The 15,646-nt window shown below is 64.1% G+C and carries 12 protein-coding genes and 1 pseudogene; 4 read left to right on the plus strand and 9 right to left on the minus strand.

The genetic code is table 11. The annotated features are described in order from the left end of the window. Positions 1-503 precede the first annotated feature (503 nt). Entirely contained in the window at positions 504-1,496 is a 993-nt protein-coding gene (locus F3J19_RS19955; RefSeq protein ID WP_167044819.1) for a TRAP transporter substrate-binding protein, read from the plus strand. Here the strand turns inward: F3J19_RS19955 and F3J19_RS32695 are convergent. From F3J19_RS32695 to F3J19_RS19965, 3 genes and pseudogenes are all read right to left on the minus strand, one after another. Next, positions 1,489-1,671 (minus strand): annotated as a pseudogene (locus F3J19_RS32695) (hypothetical protein); the annotation flags it as partial. The gene F3J19_RS19955 and the pseudogene F3J19_RS32695 overlap by 8 nt on opposite strands. A 204-nt stretch (positions 1,672-1,875) precedes the next feature. After that, on the minus strand, positions 1,876-3,738 hold the full coding sequence (gene ilvD / locus F3J19_RS19960; protein WP_167044822.1) for a dihydroxy-acid dehydratase: 1,863 nt from the start codon (positions 3,736-3,738) through the stop codon (positions 1,876-1,878). Positions 3,739-4,008: 270 nt separating this feature from the next. Beyond that, positions 4,009-4,830 carry an alpha/beta hydrolase gene (locus tag F3J19_RS19965; RefSeq protein WP_167044825.1) on the minus strand — a complete coding sequence of 274 codons (822 nt, stop codon included), beginning with the start codon at positions 4,828-4,830 and terminating at the stop codon, positions 4,009-4,011. 532 nt (positions 4,831-5,362) lie between these two features. Between F3J19_RS19965 and F3J19_RS19970 the strand changes: the two genes are divergently transcribed. Continuing rightward, entirely contained in the window at positions 5,363-6,754 is a 1,392-nt protein-coding gene (locus F3J19_RS19970) for a TIGR00366 family protein (RefSeq protein WP_167044828.1), read from the plus strand. A gap of 127 nt (positions 6,755-6,881) precedes the next feature. On the opposite strand, the gene F3J19_RS19975 is transcribed toward F3J19_RS19970, so the two are convergent. From F3J19_RS19975 to F3J19_RS19985, 3 genes are all read right to left on the minus strand, one after another. Further along, complete coding sequence (locus F3J19_RS19975) at positions 6,882-8,027, minus strand: branched-chain amino acid ABC transporter substrate-binding protein (protein WP_167044830.1); 1,146 nt, start codon at positions 8,025-8,027, stop codon at positions 6,882-6,884. A 339-nt stretch (positions 8,028-8,366) separates the two neighbouring features. Beyond that, complete coding sequence (locus F3J19_RS19980) at positions 8,367-9,350, minus strand: substrate-binding domain-containing protein (RefSeq protein ID WP_167044832.1); 984 nt, start codon at positions 9,348-9,350, stop codon at positions 8,367-8,369. A 103-nt stretch (positions 9,351-9,453) separates the two neighbouring features. Further along, on the minus strand, positions 9,454-10,812 hold the full coding sequence (locus F3J19_RS19985) for a leucine-rich repeat-containing protein kinase family protein (protein ID WP_167044835.1): 1,359 nt from the start codon (positions 10,810-10,812) through the stop codon (positions 9,454-9,456). A 241-nt stretch (positions 10,813-11,053) separates the two neighbouring features. On the opposite strand from F3J19_RS19985, the gene F3J19_RS19990 reads away from it, so the two are divergent. Both F3J19_RS19990 and F3J19_RS19995 read left to right on the plus strand, forming a co-directional pair. Continuing rightward, complete coding sequence (locus F3J19_RS19990; RefSeq protein WP_167044838.1) at positions 11,054-11,719, plus strand: methylated-DNA--[protein]-cysteine S-methyltransferase; 666 nt, start codon at positions 11,054-11,056, stop codon at positions 11,717-11,719. Between the two features lie 129 nt (positions 11,720-11,848). Beyond that, positions 11,849-12,154 carry a panthothenate synthetase gene (locus F3J19_RS19995; RefSeq protein ID WP_167044841.1) on the plus strand — a complete coding sequence of 102 codons (306 nt, stop codon included), beginning with the start codon at positions 11,849-11,851 and terminating at the stop codon, positions 12,152-12,154. A 79-nt stretch (positions 12,155-12,233) separates the two neighbouring features. Here the strand turns inward: F3J19_RS19995 and F3J19_RS20000 are convergent, their stop codons facing one another. The 3 genes from F3J19_RS20000 to F3J19_RS20010 all read right to left on the minus strand — a co-directional run bounded on the left by F3J19_RS20000 (position 12,234) and on the right by F3J19_RS20010 (position 15,480). Beyond that, on the minus strand, positions 12,234-13,475 hold the full coding sequence (locus F3J19_RS20000) for a Zn-dependent hydrolase (protein ID WP_167044923.1): 1,242 nt from the start codon (positions 13,473-13,475) through the stop codon (positions 12,234-12,236). Positions 13,476-13,662: 187 nt separating this feature from the next. Then, positions 13,663-14,673 (minus strand): helix-turn-helix domain-containing protein, encoded by a 1,011-nt coding sequence (locus F3J19_RS20005; protein ID WP_167044844.1) that lies wholly within the window; start codon positions 14,671-14,673, stop codon positions 13,663-13,665. Between the two features lie 99 nt (positions 14,674-14,772). After that, positions 14,773-15,480, minus strand: coding sequence for a dienelactone hydrolase family protein (locus tag F3J19_RS20010; RefSeq protein WP_167044847.1), 708 nt, complete (start codon positions 15,478-15,480; stop codon positions 14,773-14,775). Between the last annotated feature and the right edge of the window lie 166 nt (positions 15,481-15,646).

Here is a 15,646-nt window from a genome sequence, read left to right on the forward strand (position 1 = left end):
ACTTTTTGTCTGCTTCCGCTTTATTCGACAGGGCCTGGATCACCCTCGTTAAACGGATCGATACGTTTATCGCGAAGTGAGGCGCCAGGCGATAAACGTTTGTCGTCGTACAACTCTATTTCAATCAAGCCCGCTCCCCCCACCTCCCCAACTACAGCATCGCCCCGCACACCCGTCACCCTCGATTCCAGTCCCCAAAACCCGCGATCGAATTTGTCTTTCTGACAGATTCGTCATCTCCTTTACATCTACCTAGCGGGTAAACACTAAATGTGCAGCTCAAACGAGTTTTATAAAATTTGTACGTTGTCGTACAACATTTGAGCCGCCGCCGCGCCTTTGCCTGTCAGCGTATCGAACCCGGTTTAAAGCATTCGCCCTCGATGAAGGCGACCGTGCGGCCCGCAAAAATGCCACCCGCCTTGCGGGCCGTACGACGTACCCCACACCACCCGGCGGTATCCGCGATCCGCTGAGTGATCTATTTCTTAAGGAATGTCACGATGAACAAGAAGTTTGCCTCTTCCCGTGTTTCGATGATCGTCGCAGCCGCGGCGCTGGCGTTCAGCATGGGTTCGGCACAAGCGCGCGTGTTTCGTGTGGCCGACGTCCATGGCGATACCTATCCGACCAACATGGCCGTGAAGTTCATGGGCGAGGAAATCAGCAAGGCGACCAACGGCAAGGATTCGGTGAAGGTCTTCGGCAATAGCTCGCTCGGCTCCGAAAACGACACGATCGACCAGGTCCGCATCGGCGCACTCGACATGACGCGCGCGAACGGCGCGGCGTTCAACGAAATCGTGCCGGAATCGATGATCCCGTCGCTGCCGTTCCTGTTCCGCGACATCGACCAATTCCGCAAGGTGATGTACGGTCCGGAAGGCCAGAAGATTCTCGACGCGTTCACGGCGAAAGGCATGATCGCGCTGACGTTCTATGAAAGCGGCGCACGCTCGATGTACGCGAAGAAGCCGATCAAGTCGCCGGCCGACATGAAGGGCGTGAAGGTGCGCGTGCAGCCGTCGGACCTGATGGTCGACGAAATCAAGGCAATGGGCGGCATCCCGACGCCGATGCCGACCGCCGAAGTCTATACGGGCCTGAAGACCGGCCTCGTCGACGGCGCGGAAAACAACCTGCCGACGTATGAAGAAGGCAAGCACTACGAAGTCGCGACCATCTACTCCGAAACCCAGCATTCGATGACGCCGGAAGTGCTGGTGTTCTCGAAAAAGGTGTGGGACACGCTGAGCCCGCAGGAACAGCAGATCATCAAGAAAGCGGCGGCCGACTCGGTGCCTTACTACCAGAAGCTGTGGACCGCGCGTGAAGCCGATGCGCAGAAGACGGTCACGAAGGGCGGCGCGACGATCATCCCCGCTTCGCAGATCGACCGCGCAGCTTTCGTGAAGGCGATGCAGCCGGTGTGGACGAAGTACGAGAAGACCCCGCAAATGAAGCAGATCGCCGACGAAATCCAGGCCATCAAGTAAGCGGGTTCCTCACGCGGCGGCAACGAGCCTGGCGGAAAATCCGCGGGCTCCTGCCGCTGCGCTTCCTGCGCTTCACCTCAGGCAACACCCTCTTCGGCTCAAGCAACGCCCCGAGCCTGAACGTGCCGCACTCGCGGCCAATCCCCGACTGTTCGAACCCGCCGCAAGGCACCGCCGCTGCGTGCACGAAGTTGCCAATACTTCAAGCAGCCGGCTCATTGCGCCTCCTCATTGCGCCCGCCGGTTAGGCAACGCTTCGCGGCCAATAAAAAACCGGTACGCGGAACCCCGCATACCGGTTGTCTATCGACTCCGCTCGCTCGATCGCGCCGGAGCCGTTATCGCCACATCAGCGCGTCGTTAGCGCGCCATGCCCGTCTTACTTGCGCTTCAGTTGCGAGATATCGCGCACCGCGCCGCGATCCGCCGACGTCGCGAGCGCCGCATACGCCTGCAATGCCTGCGACACGACACGCTCGCGGTTCGCCGGCATCCACGCCTTGTCGCCGCGCGCTTCCATCGCCGCGCGACGGCGTGCGAGTTCTTCGTCCGACACCGCGAGATGCATCTTGCGCTCCGGGATGTCGATCTCGATCTTGTCGCCGTCTTCCACCAGACCGATCATGCCGCCTTCGGCCGCTTCCGGCGACGCATGGCCGATCACGAGGCCCGACGAACCGCCCGAGAAGCGGCCATCGGTGAACAGCGCACAGGTCTTGCCGAGGCCCTTCGACTTCAGATACGACGTCGGGTACAGCATCTCCTGCATGCCGGGGCCGCCCTTCGGACCTTCGTAGCGGATCACGACGACGTCGCCCGCGACCACCTGGTCGCCGAGAATTGCCTCGACGGCTGCGTCCTGGCTTTCGAACACGCGCGCGCGGCCCGAGAACTTCCACTGCGATTCGTCGACACCAGCGGTCTTCACGATGCAGCCGTTCAGCGCAAGGTTGCCGTACAGCACGGCGAGGCCGCCGTCCTTCGAATACGCATCCGCCTTGCTGCGGATACAGCCGCTCTTGCGGTCCAGGTCGAGCGAGGCAAACGTCGCATCCTGGCTGAACGCGACCGTGGTCGGAATGCCGCCCGGCGCCGCGCGGAAGAACTTCTGCGCTTCCTCGCCCGCGCCGCCGGCGACGTCCCACTTCGCAATCGCGTTGCCGAGCGTGCCGCTATGCACGTTGCCGCACGACAGGTCGAGCAGTTCCGCGCGCGCGAGTTCGCCGAGAATACCGATGATGCCGCCCGCGCGATGCACGTCCTCGATGTGGTACTTGTCGGTCATGGGCGCCGCCTTGCACAGGCACGGCACCTTGCGCGAGATGCGGTCGATATCCGACATCGTGAAATCGACGCCCGCTTCCTGCGCGGCGGCCAGCAGGTGCAGCACGGTGTTGGTCGAGCCGCCCATCGCGACGTCGAGCGTCATCGCGTTCTCGAACGCCTGCTTCGTGGCGATATTGCGCGGCAGGACCGACGCGTCCTCTTCCTGATAGTAGCGGCGGCACAGATCGACGACGAGGCGGCCGGCCTGCTCGAACAGGCCCTTGCGCCATGCGTGCGTCGCGACGATCGTGCCGTTGCCCGGCAAGGCGAGACCGATCGCTTCGGTCAGGCAGTTCATCGAATTCGCCGTGAACATGCCCGAGCACGAACCGCAGGTCGGGCACGCGCTGCGCTCGACCTCGGCGACTTCGGCGTCGCTGATCTTCGGATCGGCGGCCTTGATCATCGCGTCGATCAGGTCGATCTTCGCGATCACCTGGCCGTCGGCCGGCGACTTGACCTTGCCCGCTTCCATCGGACCGCCCGACACGAACACGACCGGAATGTTCAGGCGCATCGCGGCCATCAGCATGCCCGGGGTGATCTTGTCGCAATTGGAGATGCAAACCATCGCGTCGGCGCAATGCGCGTTGACCATGTACTCGACCGAGTCCGCGATCAGTTCGCGCGACGGCAGCGAATAGAGCATGCCGTCGTGGCCCATCGCGATACCGTCGTCGACGGCGATCGTGTTGAATTCCTTCGCCACGCCGCCAGCCGCTTCGATCTGCTGCGCGACCAGCGCGCCCAGGTCGCGCAGATGCACGTGGCCCGGCACGAACTGGGTGAACGAGTTCACCACCGCAATGATGGGCTTGCCGAAATCGTTGTCCTTCATGCCGGTGGCGCGCCACAAAGCGCGGGCGCCGGCCATGTTGCGGCCATGCGTCGAGGTGCGTGAGCGATAGTGAGGCATCTGTGTCCTTGGGGATTGCTGTTATCGAATTGGAATGGCGCGCGGACCCGCCGGGGCGCTGCCGTGGACCCGCCGTGGGCGGCGCCGGCATTCCGCTGGCCCGCGAGCGGTAAGAATCGCCACGGGGCGCGGCTTGCGCTGGAAACGAATAGTGCAAGAGCGCCGGTAAGACGTCCAATATATTTTTCCGGCGCCATTGGGTCGGAAAAGATATTAATCGATTCGCGCGGATCAGGCGATGCCGGCGGCCCCGCTCCGGCGCGCTGACGCTCAAGCCAGCCGCTGAAGCGCGCTCAGCAGCATCCCGCCCGGCCGCGCGAGATCGTCGAGTACCGAAAAATGCGTACACCCCGGCATCGGAACGTAGACGGCGTTCTCGCCGGCGGCGCCGCACGCCGCCGCGTAGTCCTCGGACTGGCGCACGAGCTCCGGCAATTCCGCCGCGCCCACCGCGACGACGGTCGGCACGCCCTTGCCGATGTGATGCAGCGGACTGTAGGCGGCGATTTCGTGCGGGCTCAATTGCAGCTTGTCGTTGAGCCACGACAGGCTGATCGGTTCGAGATCGACCAGCGCGCTGATCGGCAGCGCACGCGTGACGAGCGGGTGCGCGCGATGCAGCGCCGTCAGATGACCGCCGGCCGAGTGCCCGCTCAGGCACACGGGCCAACCCGCGATGCCGAGCCCATCCGGGTCCGCGTGCAGATGATCGAGCAGCCGGCCGATCTCGCCGACGATCTGCGTCATCGAGGCTTCGGGCGCCAGCGTGTATTCGGCCAGCACGACATTGAAGCCTCTCGCGAGCGGACCATCGGCGATAAACGCGAAGTCTTCCTTCACGCAGTTCTGCCAGTAGCCGCCGTGGATGAAGATGAAGGTGGGCGCATCGGCCTCGCCGCAGGGGAGCCAGTCGAAACGCTCGCGAACGCGCTCGCCGTAGCGCAGATCGCGCCGGCCCGGCACACGCTCGTACAGCGTCGCGCTACGCGACTGAAAATCCGCCAGGACTTCCGGAAAGTTAGGAATGGCCTTGGTGGTGTTGTAGGCCGCATCGAGTGTCGGCCGGTCCATGCCGCGATAAACAATCGTCATAGTCTTTGGTCTTGTTCGTTGAGATCGCTGAGTTCGCTGAGATTGCAAGCGCCCAGCGGGCGTATCGCAAAAACGTTCGCGACGCGAGGCCTGACGCCTTCGGCGTGCTCACCTTGACTCGCGCAGTGTGTCAAGGGAAAACGGATCGGCACCATGCAGCAGGACTTCGCCCGGCAGTCTCGCACTGGCATTCCAATCGTTCGGCCTCGACTCATTTCGTCATGCCAAAGATCAACTCGCCCGTCTTCATGGGGCTGCACCTTCTCATTTAACTTCGGCGCCTGCAAGCGCAATCGAAGGTGCGATTGTGACGAATTGCAAACTCGGTGCTCTATGATCGAAACGTCCAACGTCGAGCATCGCTTTTCTTGACATTGATCTCGCGTGAGCAGAATAATAGCCCGTTCGGTTAACGAAACGATGTTCATTGCAAGAACATCGAAAAGGAGGGCAGAGGTCCTGACGGCACGCCGCGCACCTGCCCTGTTCGCTCCGTCATGCAAATGACCGGGCATCATTCAGAGCCACACATATGACGCGAGACACTTCCCCCCACCCTGCCGCCCAGCCCGCCACGTCGCGCAGCCTCGTCGAAGGCCTGGTTTACGTTTTCGAGCAGGTCATGCCCGACCCGTTCGTGCTGTCCATCTGCCTGACGTTTTTCGTCGCCGCGCTCGCGCTGCTGATCGCGCCGACCGGAACGCTGCCGACGCTGCTCGATTCCTGGTACACCGGAACATTCGGCATTCTGGGCTTCGCACTGCAGATGATCCTGATCCTCGCGACCGGCTACGCCATTGCGGAAGCCCCCATCGTGCAGCGCGGACTGCGCGCGCTCGCGGCCAACGCGAATACGCCGACGCGCGCCGCGCTGCTCGTGTTTCCGGTCGTCGCGGTGGCGGCGTGGCTCAACTGGGGGCTCGGTCTGATCGTCGGCGCGCTGCTGTCGCGGGAAATTGCACGGCGCGTCGATGTCGATTTCGCGTGGCTCGTCGCCGGCAGCTATTCGGCCTGGTCGATCTGCAACAGCGGGCTGTCGAGTTCGATCGCGCTTTCGCAGGCATCGCACGGCAACGCGCTGAATCTCGTCGAGAAAGCGACTGGCCACGTGGTGCCGCTCGGCGAAACCATCTTCGCGCCGTTCGTGTTCGTTCCGACCGTGCTCGTCGTGGTCGTGATGACCGCGATCTTCATCAGGATGCATCCGAAAGCCGAGAACGTCGTCGCGTTTCGCCAGAGCGGCGAGGAAGCCGCCGACGCACCAAGCGACGATCCGCATGCTCGCGCGAGCGGTGCCTCGTCGCTCGCGGCGCGCCTCGAACGATCGGTTCTCGGCACGCTGCTGCTGCTCGCGCTCGGCATCGGCTACCTCGCAATGACGTGGCACAAGGAAGGCTTCGATCTCGACATCAACAACACGATCCTGATCTTCCTGCTGATCGGGCTCGCGCTGCAGCGCACGCCGATCGCCTACGCGAATTCGATCCGCCGCGCGGCGCGTCAGACCGGTTCGATGCTGCTGCAATACCCGATGTATGGCGGCATCATGGGCATCATGAAGGGCACGGGCCTCGCGTCGATGATCGCGAAAGCGTTCGTGACGATTGCCTCGCCGGCCACGCTGCCGTTGTGGAGCTATCTGAGTTCGCTGATTATCACGCTGCTCGTGCCGAGCGCCGGCGGTCACTGGGCAGTGCAGGGTCCGTTCGTGCTGCCCGCCGCCATCAGCCTGCACGCATCGGTGCCGCGTACCGCAATGGGCGTGGCGATGGCCGAGAACGTGTCGAACATGCTGCAACCGTTCTGGGCCGTGCCGATCGTCGCGATCGCGGGCATCCGCATTCAGCGCGTCATGGGCTATACGGCAGTGACGTTCGCCGTGTCGCTCGTGATCTATGCCGTGGCGCTGTGGCTCGTGCCGTAGGTGCCGTGGGTGCTGTAAGCGCCGCCATCAATGCAATGGCCTCGCTCGAGCGAAGCCATTGCCGTTAAAAAAGGCCGATGAAGCTATGCTTCATCGGCCTTTTCCTCTTCTACCCTGGCAAGCGCTTTTACATCTTCATGACGTCGAGCAGCGTCTTCTTACCGTCCTTGTAGTCGTACAGCGAGATGACGCCGTGCTGCAGGTCACCCTTCGCGTCGAACGTCGTTTCGCCGGTCACGCCCTTGTAGTCGGTGCCCGACACTTTCGCAAGCACCTTCGCCGGATCGGTCGAGTTAGCGCGCTTCATCGCATCGACGACGATATACACCGCATCGTACGTGAACGGTGCGTCGAATTCGATCGGATGGCCGAAGCGCTTCACGTACTTGGCCGCGAATTCCGCGCCGCCGTTCATGCGCTCGACCGCCATACCGGCCTGCGAGCACACCACGTTGCCTGCCGCCGGGCCGGCGAGATCGGCGAGGCTTTCCGTGCAGACGCCGTCGCCCGACAGCATCTTCGCGCGCAGACCGAGTTGGCGCGCCTGCTTCGCGAACGGACCGCCGGTGGCATCCATGCCGCCGTACATGATCGCGTCGGGATTCTCGCCCTTGATCTTGGTCAGAATCGCGCGGAAATCGACGGCCTTGTCGTTGGTCGCATCATGCGACACGACCTTCAGGCCGAGTGCCTTCGCGGTCTTTTCGAATTCGTTCGCGAGACCTTGACCGTATGCGGTCGAATCGTCGACCACGGCGACGCTCTTCACATTCAGGTTCTTCGCGGCATAGGTCGCAAGCGCGGGGCCCTGCTGCGCATCGGTCGCAACGACGCGATAGGTCGTCTTGAAGCCCTGCTGCGTGTAGGCCGGGTTCGTCGACGAAGGCGAAATCTGCACGATGCCCGCATCGCTATAGATCTTCGAGGCCGGGATCGACGCGCCTGAGTTCAAATGGCCGACCACCGCAACGACCTTGTCGTCGACGAGCTTCTGCGCAACCTGGGTCGCCTGGCGCGGGTCGCCGGCGTCGTCCTGTGCGTCGAGCACCAACGTGACCTTCTGGCCGTTGATCGTGAGACCCTTCGCGTTGATTTCCTCGATCGCGAGACGCGCGCCGTTTTCGTTGTCCTTGCCGAGGTGGGCGGAGCCGCCCGTCAGCGGGCCGACGTGACCGATCTTGACGATCTGGTCCGCATTCGCGGTGCCCACCATGCTTGCGAATGCCACGACCGCGGCGCTAACCGGCAACAGCTTATGAAACTTGAACGACATACGACACATCTCCTCTTTGCTTGCCAACCGGCTGGTTGGCGTTCCTGATCCTTCCGAATCCATCGCCATGCAGCAATGGATAAATCGAATCGCGGCGCGTCCCGCGCTATACGCGGGAAATACACCGGCAGCCGCTATTTTTGCTGCAGCACGATAACGCAAAACCGCCGGAAACGACAGGCTAAAACACAAACGGGCTTGATGCGATATCGCCAAAGCAGTATCGCCAATACTTTTTTCAGTCTGTTTTCTGAATTGCCGCGCTCGAGAAAGCGTTATCAAGCGTCACGAAAAGTGCGCGAGAAATGCGGCCCGGATAGCGGGCCCGCATGCGGTGCTTCAACCTTTGGGAGACGTCACGAGTTGCAGCGGCGTCTCGATCAGCGTCGACAAGTCGCGCTGCTTGCGCCGCTCGGTGACCGCCCGCAACGCGAAGTCGATACCGAACACGGCCTGGCGGTCGGCGAACTGGTTCATCGTGGCAAGCACGCGGCCATCGGCGAGCAAGGGCTTGATCGCATCGATCGCGTTATAGCCGGTCACATAGACGCTACCGCTTCGGCCCGCGTCGCGAATCGCATCGACCGCGCCCATCGCCATGCTGTCGTTGCCGCACAGCAGCGCGCGAATCTGCGGATGCTCGCCGAGCATTTTCGCGGCCACGTCGCGGCCCTTGGCGTAGTCCCAGTTGCCGGACTCCACCGCGACGACTTTCACGTTCGCCGCGTCCATCGCATCGCGGCTGCCGGCCGTGCGCTGCTGCGCATTGGTGCTGACCGAAATGCCCTCGATGATCCCCACCTCGTCGCCGGCCTTCAGGTGCCTGGCCAGATAATCGCCCACCTGCTTCGCGCCGTTGCGATTGTTCGGCCCGACGAACGGCACGGAAATGCCGGCGGCCGCCTGCGCCGCGTCGTCGAGCGGATTGTCGATCGTAATCATGATGACGCCGGCCTTGATGCCGCGCGCGACGACGGCGACGAGCGCCTTCGAGTCGGTCGGCGCGAGCACGATCGCATTCATCTGCGCCTTGATCATGTCCTCGACGATGCGAATCTGCGCGGCCGTGTCGGTCTGTTTGGCCGTGCCGTGCAGGGTCAGACTCAATTGCGACGCGAAGTGCCGCTGATAATTGCGTGCGGCATCGACCATCGAGACCGTGAACGGGTCCGACATCGACTTCAGCACGAGCGCGATCTTGCGCTTCGCGCCGGGCAGCGCTTCAGCGCATGCGTCGCTCGCGAAGAGGGCGGGCAGGCCCGCGAGTCCGCTTGCGGCCAGCGTACCGGCGAGCAGTATGCGGCGGCGCAGGTTCGGCGTCATCGCGTGGCTCCTTCGCTGCGGCCCTGGCGTATCGCGGTAGCGCGCGCCTTCAGTGCCGATGCAGGATTATCGTGGCGCCGGCCGTGCCGGTATCGTCGCATGCTCATTGTGCGTCCTTCAGGGCCGCGAGGCTCGCGGCAATTTCATCGAAGAGCGGCCTGCTGTCGATCTCGTCGCTCAGGCAGCGCGCCTGCAACGCCGCGAGTTGCGCGACGGCGGCGCGACGAGGCGGCGTATCGGGCACTTCGCACCGCTCGATCAGTTCTTCGAGCAGACAGCCATAGGCCCGCACTTCGAGCCGCTGCAAGGCCATGCCTGAACTTCGATCACCGGCATCATAAAACGATGCCGCGCCGAAATCGCCGAGCAATGCATGCCCCGCGCCGCCATGCAGGATATTGTGCGCGTACAGGTCGCCATGCATGACGCCACGCCGATGCAGATGACTCGCGACGTCCGCGATGCCGCTTGCAATGCCGAGCACGGTCGCGAGATCGAAACGCGTGCCGTCGCGATAGACGTCGCGCGTGCACGACTCGAAGCTCGGCGGACCCGCGAGGTTGGCGAAGCACGGATCGACCAGTTCCATCACGAGACCGTGCGCGCCCGCCGGATGATCGACCACCTTGCCGAGCACCGGAATCAGGTTCGCATGGTCGCGGCCGCGAATGCAAGCGGCCATTTCGCAGTCGGGCAACCCGTCGCTCGTCACCGCGCCTTTGAAGAGCTTTACGGCGACCGCATGCGGTTCGCGCTCCGGCGCATCCGCACGGCCGGCAAACAGCGAGGCGCGATGAATCACGCCCGACGCGCCTTCGCCCAATGGCTGTTCGAGCTTCAACGCGTTCCAGCGAATCGCGCGGATCGGCGTATCGATCAGCGCCGCATTTTCGAGCGCCATGCCAAACGGATTGCCCGCATAGGCGAGCCATGCCAGGCGCGGCAGACGCAACAGCCAGCGCGGCAAGGCGTCGAAGCGATTCGCCGCGAGCCGAAGCAGTTCGAGCCGCGAGCACGCGGCCAGTTCCTCGGGCAAGGCGCGCAAGCGGTTGCCGGCCAGCATCAGCTTCTGCAATTGCGCACAGCGGCCAAGCTCGGCGGGCAAGCGCTCGATCTCGTTGTCGGTCAGAATCAGCCAGCGCAATGACGGCGGCAATGCGCGGCCCGGCACGGTACGGATGCGATTCGCCTTGAAGCCGATCATGCTCAATTGCGCGCATTCGCCAAGCACCTCGGGCAATGCGGTGAACGGGTTATTGGATGCGAAGAGAATGCGCAACTTGCGCAGGCGCGGCAGATCGTCGGGCAACGTCGAGAGCACGTTGTTCGAGAGGTCGAGCACTTCGAGCGTATCGGCGAGATCGAAAATCTCGCGCGGAAATTCGCGCAGGCCGCCTGCCAGCTTGAGCTGGCGCGTACCCGCCAGTTGCCCGGCCCGCAGTTGTTCTAGAGTCGTAATCACGATCGAGGAGAAGAGATTCGGGTAGCGCCGCGCGTCGTACCGAAGGTATCAATTCTACTGAGTCGCGAGCCGTCTGCGGTACAGTGACATGATCGTCGTATCAAATACGGCCATGCAATGCGAATGAAATAGCAACATCTGGAGCGCCTTCGGACAACGCGGCGAGCACACTGCTCCATAACGGCGCGCCTTCTCGCGCCGGTCGGCCCGAATGGCCTCACCCCGTCAGGAGTCAAGCAAAGTGACTTACACATACAAATTGATCGACTCGCCCGTTGGGCAGTTGAAGCTCGTGGCCAGGGGCGATTGCCTTGCCGCGATTCTGTGGGAAAACGACAAGCCGAACCGGGTGCGCCTCGGCGAAATGAGCGAAGCGGGCGAACACCCGGTGCTCGTCGAAACCGAGCGGCAATTGCGCGAGTATTTCGCGGGCACGCGCGACGCGTTCGATCTGCCGCTCGATTTTCAGGGCACCGAATTCCAGAAGAAAGTGTGGCAGGCATTGCTGACGATCCCGTTCGGCCAAACCCGCAGCTACACCGAGATCGCCCAGCAGATCGGCAGCGTCAACGCGGTGCGCGCGGTGGGCGCGGCCAACGGCAAGAATCCGATTTCGATCGTCGCGCCATGTCATCGCGTGATCGGTGCGTCGGGCGATCTGACCGGCTTCGCTGGCGGACTCGCGAACAAGATGCTGCTGCTCTCGCTCGAAGCGGGGCAGACTTCGCTGGAAGCGGCGGCCGATGAGGCAGCAGATGCAATGACAGATGCCGCAGCGAAGGCACGGCCGCCGGCGCCGAAGCCCGCCTCCACGCAAGCGGCACAGGCCAGGCAAGACAGCGCGCAGCCTCAACCCGCGCGCCATACGGCGAGCCGCGGAACGCAGGCTTCGTTGTTCGGCAACTGAGCCCGACGCATCCCGCGTGCGGCTGCAACGGGCGATAACGGGCGATAAATCGTCCGCGATGGACGCCAGCGGCGGCGCATGCAGCACCTATCCTTAAGATGCCATTTCGGCATCGATCGGGAGGACGACATGCGGATGCTTCTCAACATACAAATACCCAACGAGCCATTCAACACGCTCGTGCGCGAAGGCCGCGCCGGCGAATTGATCGCGCAGATACTCGAAGAAACGAAGCCCGAGAGCATCTACTTCACCGAGCAACGCGGCAAACGCGGCGCGGTGGCGGTCGTGAACATCGACGATGCCTCGGCGATTCCCGCACTCGCCGAGCCGTGGTTCCTGAAGCTCGACGCCGAGTGCGAACTGCGCATCGCGATGCTGCTCGCGGATCTGATGAACGCCGGACTCGACGGGCTCGGCTCGAAATGGAAATAACGGGGAAAACCGCGGCGCGCTCCGTTTGACGACGCCGACGGCAAGACGCAACTCACCGCACCGTCGGCGCGGCCATCCCTCAGGCGCGCTGGGCGGCCGCTTCCAGCAGCATCGAAGCGGCGGCGGTCGCCGCGACCTGGCAGCCGAGCACGATATGCTCCTCGGCCGTGTCTTCGATAAAGTCGTGGCTCACGCCGCCGATGCTCGGCACGAACATCATGCAGGCGGGCATACGGCGCGCGATCACCTGCGCGTCGTGCGCGGCGCCGCTCGGCATGCGCAGCCATTGCTCTGGCGCGAGCGCTTCGGCGGCGCGCGCCAGATGACCGGCAAGCGCCGCATCCATGCTGACGGGCTCGATCGGCTCGTCGATCTTCTGCCATTCGACGCTCACCGCGTGATGCGCGTTGAAGTCGCGCACGAGTTCGGCGAGCCGCTGTTCCATCGCCTGCAGACGCGCGGGGTTCGCGTCGCGGAATTGCAGATACATGTCGGCCGCGCCCGGCACGACGCTCATCGAGCCCGGGTCGAGATCGATGCGGCCCACGGTCCAGACCGTGTCGGCATCCGCAAGCTGTTCGAATGCCTCGTTCATGCGCGCGATGAACGCCACGAGCGCCGCGCCCGCGTCGCGGCGGATCGCCATCGGCGTCGTGCCCGCATGATTGCGCTGGCCCGTGAAGCGCAAACGCAACTCATGCATCCCGACGATCGTCGTGACGACGCCGATCGATTTGCCGATCGCTTCGAGCCGGCCGCCCTGCTCGATATGCGGCTCGAAATACGCGACGTGCCGCCCCGCTTCGAAATGCGCGCGCGGCCGTCCCGCGAGCCCGGCCGCCGCGAGCACGTCTTCGAGACGCTCGCCCTGGCGGTTCGCCGCGCCGCGAATCGCTTCGTCGACCGCCTCGCCGACGAAGCTGCGGCTGCCTAGCAGGCCGGAGAAGGTGCCCTCTTCGTCGATCCACGAGGCGACGTCCACCGCGAGATGACGCGTTGCCTCGTTCTCCGCGAGCGCGCGGGCGATCTCGAGGCCGTACATCACGCCCAGCGCGCCGTCGAGCCAGCCGCCGGTCGGCTGCGTGTCGGTGTGCGAGCCGACCAGCAGCGCGGGGCCGCCGTTGCGCGAGCGCCCGAACACGGTTCCGACGCCGTCGATGCGCGCCTCGAGCCCGGCTTCCGTCATCCGGCCGACGAGCCATGCGCGCGCCGCCAGATCCACCGGCGACAGCGAGAGCCGCACCACGCCGGGACCGGTCGCGCCGAAACTGCGCAGATGTTTAAGGTCGGCCATCAGGCGGGTCGGGTTGATGTTTACCACCACGTTGTTATCTCCTGCGATCGGATTCATGTCGTTACTGCTTCCATAGCGGCTGTTTTGCCGAACGATCACGGCCTCACTGGACCGGCGCGGCGTGCCTGGTGTGCCCGGCGTGCCCGACGTGCCGATAGGCGGCTCGCGCTGCATCTGCATGCATGTGCGGCGCGCATCGGGCTTCGCCACGCGCTTATCTGCGTATGTCGAGCGCCAGCGCCGCCTCGCGAAAATCGCCCGGCGACATTTCGTAAGCGCGCCGGAACGCGCGATTGAAATCCGACGCGCTATTGAAGCCGAGGCCATACGCGACTTCGATCACCGGCCTGTGCGGATAGCGATGCAACTCGTCCGCCGCTTCGCGCAGCCGCCGGTTGCGAATATACGCGGCGAGTCCGCCCTCCGGCTCGAACAGACGATACAGCGTGGGCCGCGAAAGCTGCGATACGGCGAGCACCTTGTCGATCGTCAGATCCGCCTGGCCGAGATGCGCGTCGATATAGCGGCGCGCGCTCGCGAACATCGCCGTGCGCGCCGCCGCGCGCGCGTTGCCGGTCAAGCCAGTCTGCCTGCCGAAGGCCGCGGCGATCAGCATCGCGCAGCCGCGGAGCGCCTCGTAGGCGGCCTGCGGGCTCATCTCGGGCAACGAGCGGGACAGCTCGGCAAGATGTGCGGGAATCATCCGCGCGAGCGGCGAATGATATTCGATCACGCGGCCATGAATCGACGCCGCCTCCGGCAGCACCGCCTCCACGATCTCGCGGGGCACGAACAAGGCCATCACGCGGCATGGGCCGCGCGTCATCCACATCGGCTGGTTCAGATCGAGCGCGAGAATGCCGGGCACCGTTTGCACCGCATTGCGCTTCGGATAAAGACCCGTCGCGGTTTCGACCACGCCGTCCACGGCCACATGAAACACGAACTGGCACACGTTGTCGGTGGAGATGCGCGCGACCGCGCGCGTTTGCTCGACCGGATCGGTGCGGCAGTCCATGAAAGCCATGCCGCCGACGCGGTAACTGTCGATGCTGCCGCGAAAACCGTCGGCCAGTTGCCGGCGCGAGATCGGCACGTCGAGAAAATGGCCGACGCGCTCGCGCCACGCGGGCAACTGCAGGCGCGCGGCGCTACCGTAAGTATCGAAGTGGCTATAGTCGCAAACCGGAGCGGCCGCGTAGCCCGTTGCGGAATCGGTCGTCAAGATGTCCTCGCGTGAATCGCGTGAGGCGCGGCGGGATGCCCTGCGCCGCTCCCGCCTGCCCCGCCTGCCCCCAGTCTGCCGCTGAACGGCGCTAAGCGCTCATTTCCACAAGGTGCGGCCGAAGAACGTCAACGTACGATCCCACGCCTGCTGCGCCCATGCCGGATCGTACTGCGTCGCCGCGATGCGGCCCGGTCCGACGGCCGTTTCGTTCGCGAACGCGTGGCGCGCGAGATAACGGTGAAACTCGAGGTCGACGTTCGCCTCGCCGAGCTTCTTTTCGAGCGCGTCGACGGTTTCCGCCGCGAAGAATTCGTCCTGCAGAGCCCAGTGGCCCATCACCGGCACCTTGATTTTCGAGGCGTCGAGATAGTCGAGCGGCGGGAAACCATACCAGACGACGCCGGCCGCCACTTCGGGCACGTTGCACAGCGCGAGCAGCGTCAGCGCGCCGCCCATGCAAAAGCCGGTCACGCCCACGTTCGCCGCGTGCTGCTTCAGATACTGCACCGCGCCGCGCACGTCCTGGGTGGCGGCATCGCCGAAATCGAGGCTGCTCATCAGATGGTGCGCTTCCTCTTGCTCGACCGTCGACTTGCCGCGATAGAGGTCGGGCACGAGCGCGAGGTAGCCGGCCTGCGCGAGACGGTCGGCGACACCGCGAATCTGCCCGTTCACGCCCCACCATTCCTGGATCACGACGACCGCGGGCGCGCCCTCCGGTTTCCGCGGTTTGGCCAAGTAGCCCTGAAGTTGCCGGCCATCGGGACGGTTGAAGGTAATCATCGAACCTGCTGGCTGCGTCATGGGTTTCTCCTCGGATAGACGAAACCGGTAGCATAGCGCCTGTCCCGCGAATCCTGCGCTATCGGCTCCCGCGCTTCAAACCGGCGCCTCGAACGGGCGTAGCGCCGCTCAATTCGGCGTCTTATCGACTCCGTATCGGCGCCTTATTCGAGCCGGCCAATATCTG

The sequence above is a fragment of the Burkholderia sp. Ax-1724 genome (assembly GCF_011752995.1).
GTDB lineage: Bacteria > Pseudomonadota > Gammaproteobacteria > Burkholderiales > Burkholderiaceae > Paraburkholderia.

Excerpts from the sequence above, each read along its gene's own strand:
- F3J19_RS19955 (WP_167044819.1), top strand. The coding sequence starts at position 504 with ATGAACAAGAAGTTTGCCTCTTCCCGTGTTTCGATGATCGTCGCAGCC.
- ilvD (WP_167044822.1), bottom strand. The coding sequence starts at position 3,738 with ATGCCTCACTATCGCTCACGCACCTCGACGCATGGCCGCAACATGGCC.
- F3J19_RS19965 (WP_167044825.1), bottom strand. The coding sequence starts at position 4,830 with ATGACGATTGTTTATCGCGGCATGGACCGGCCGACACTCGATGCGGCC.
- F3J19_RS19970 (WP_167044828.1), top strand. The coding sequence starts at position 5,363 with ATGACGCGAGACACTTCCCCCCACCCTGCCGCCCAGCCCGCCACGTCG.
- F3J19_RS19975 (WP_167044830.1), bottom strand. The coding sequence starts at position 8,027 with ATGTCGTTCAAGTTTCATAAGCTGTTGCCGGTTAGCGCCGCGGTCGTG.
- F3J19_RS19980 (WP_167044832.1), bottom strand. The coding sequence starts at position 9,350 with ATGACGCCGAACCTGCGCCGCCGCATACTGCTCGCCGGTACGCTGGCC.
- F3J19_RS19995 (WP_167044841.1), top strand. The coding sequence starts at position 11,849 with ATGCGGATGCTTCTCAACATACAAATACCCAACGAGCCATTCAACACG.
- F3J19_RS20010 (WP_167044847.1), bottom strand. The coding sequence starts at position 15,480 with ATGACGCAGCCAGCAGGTTCGATGATTACCTTCAACCGTCCCGATGGC.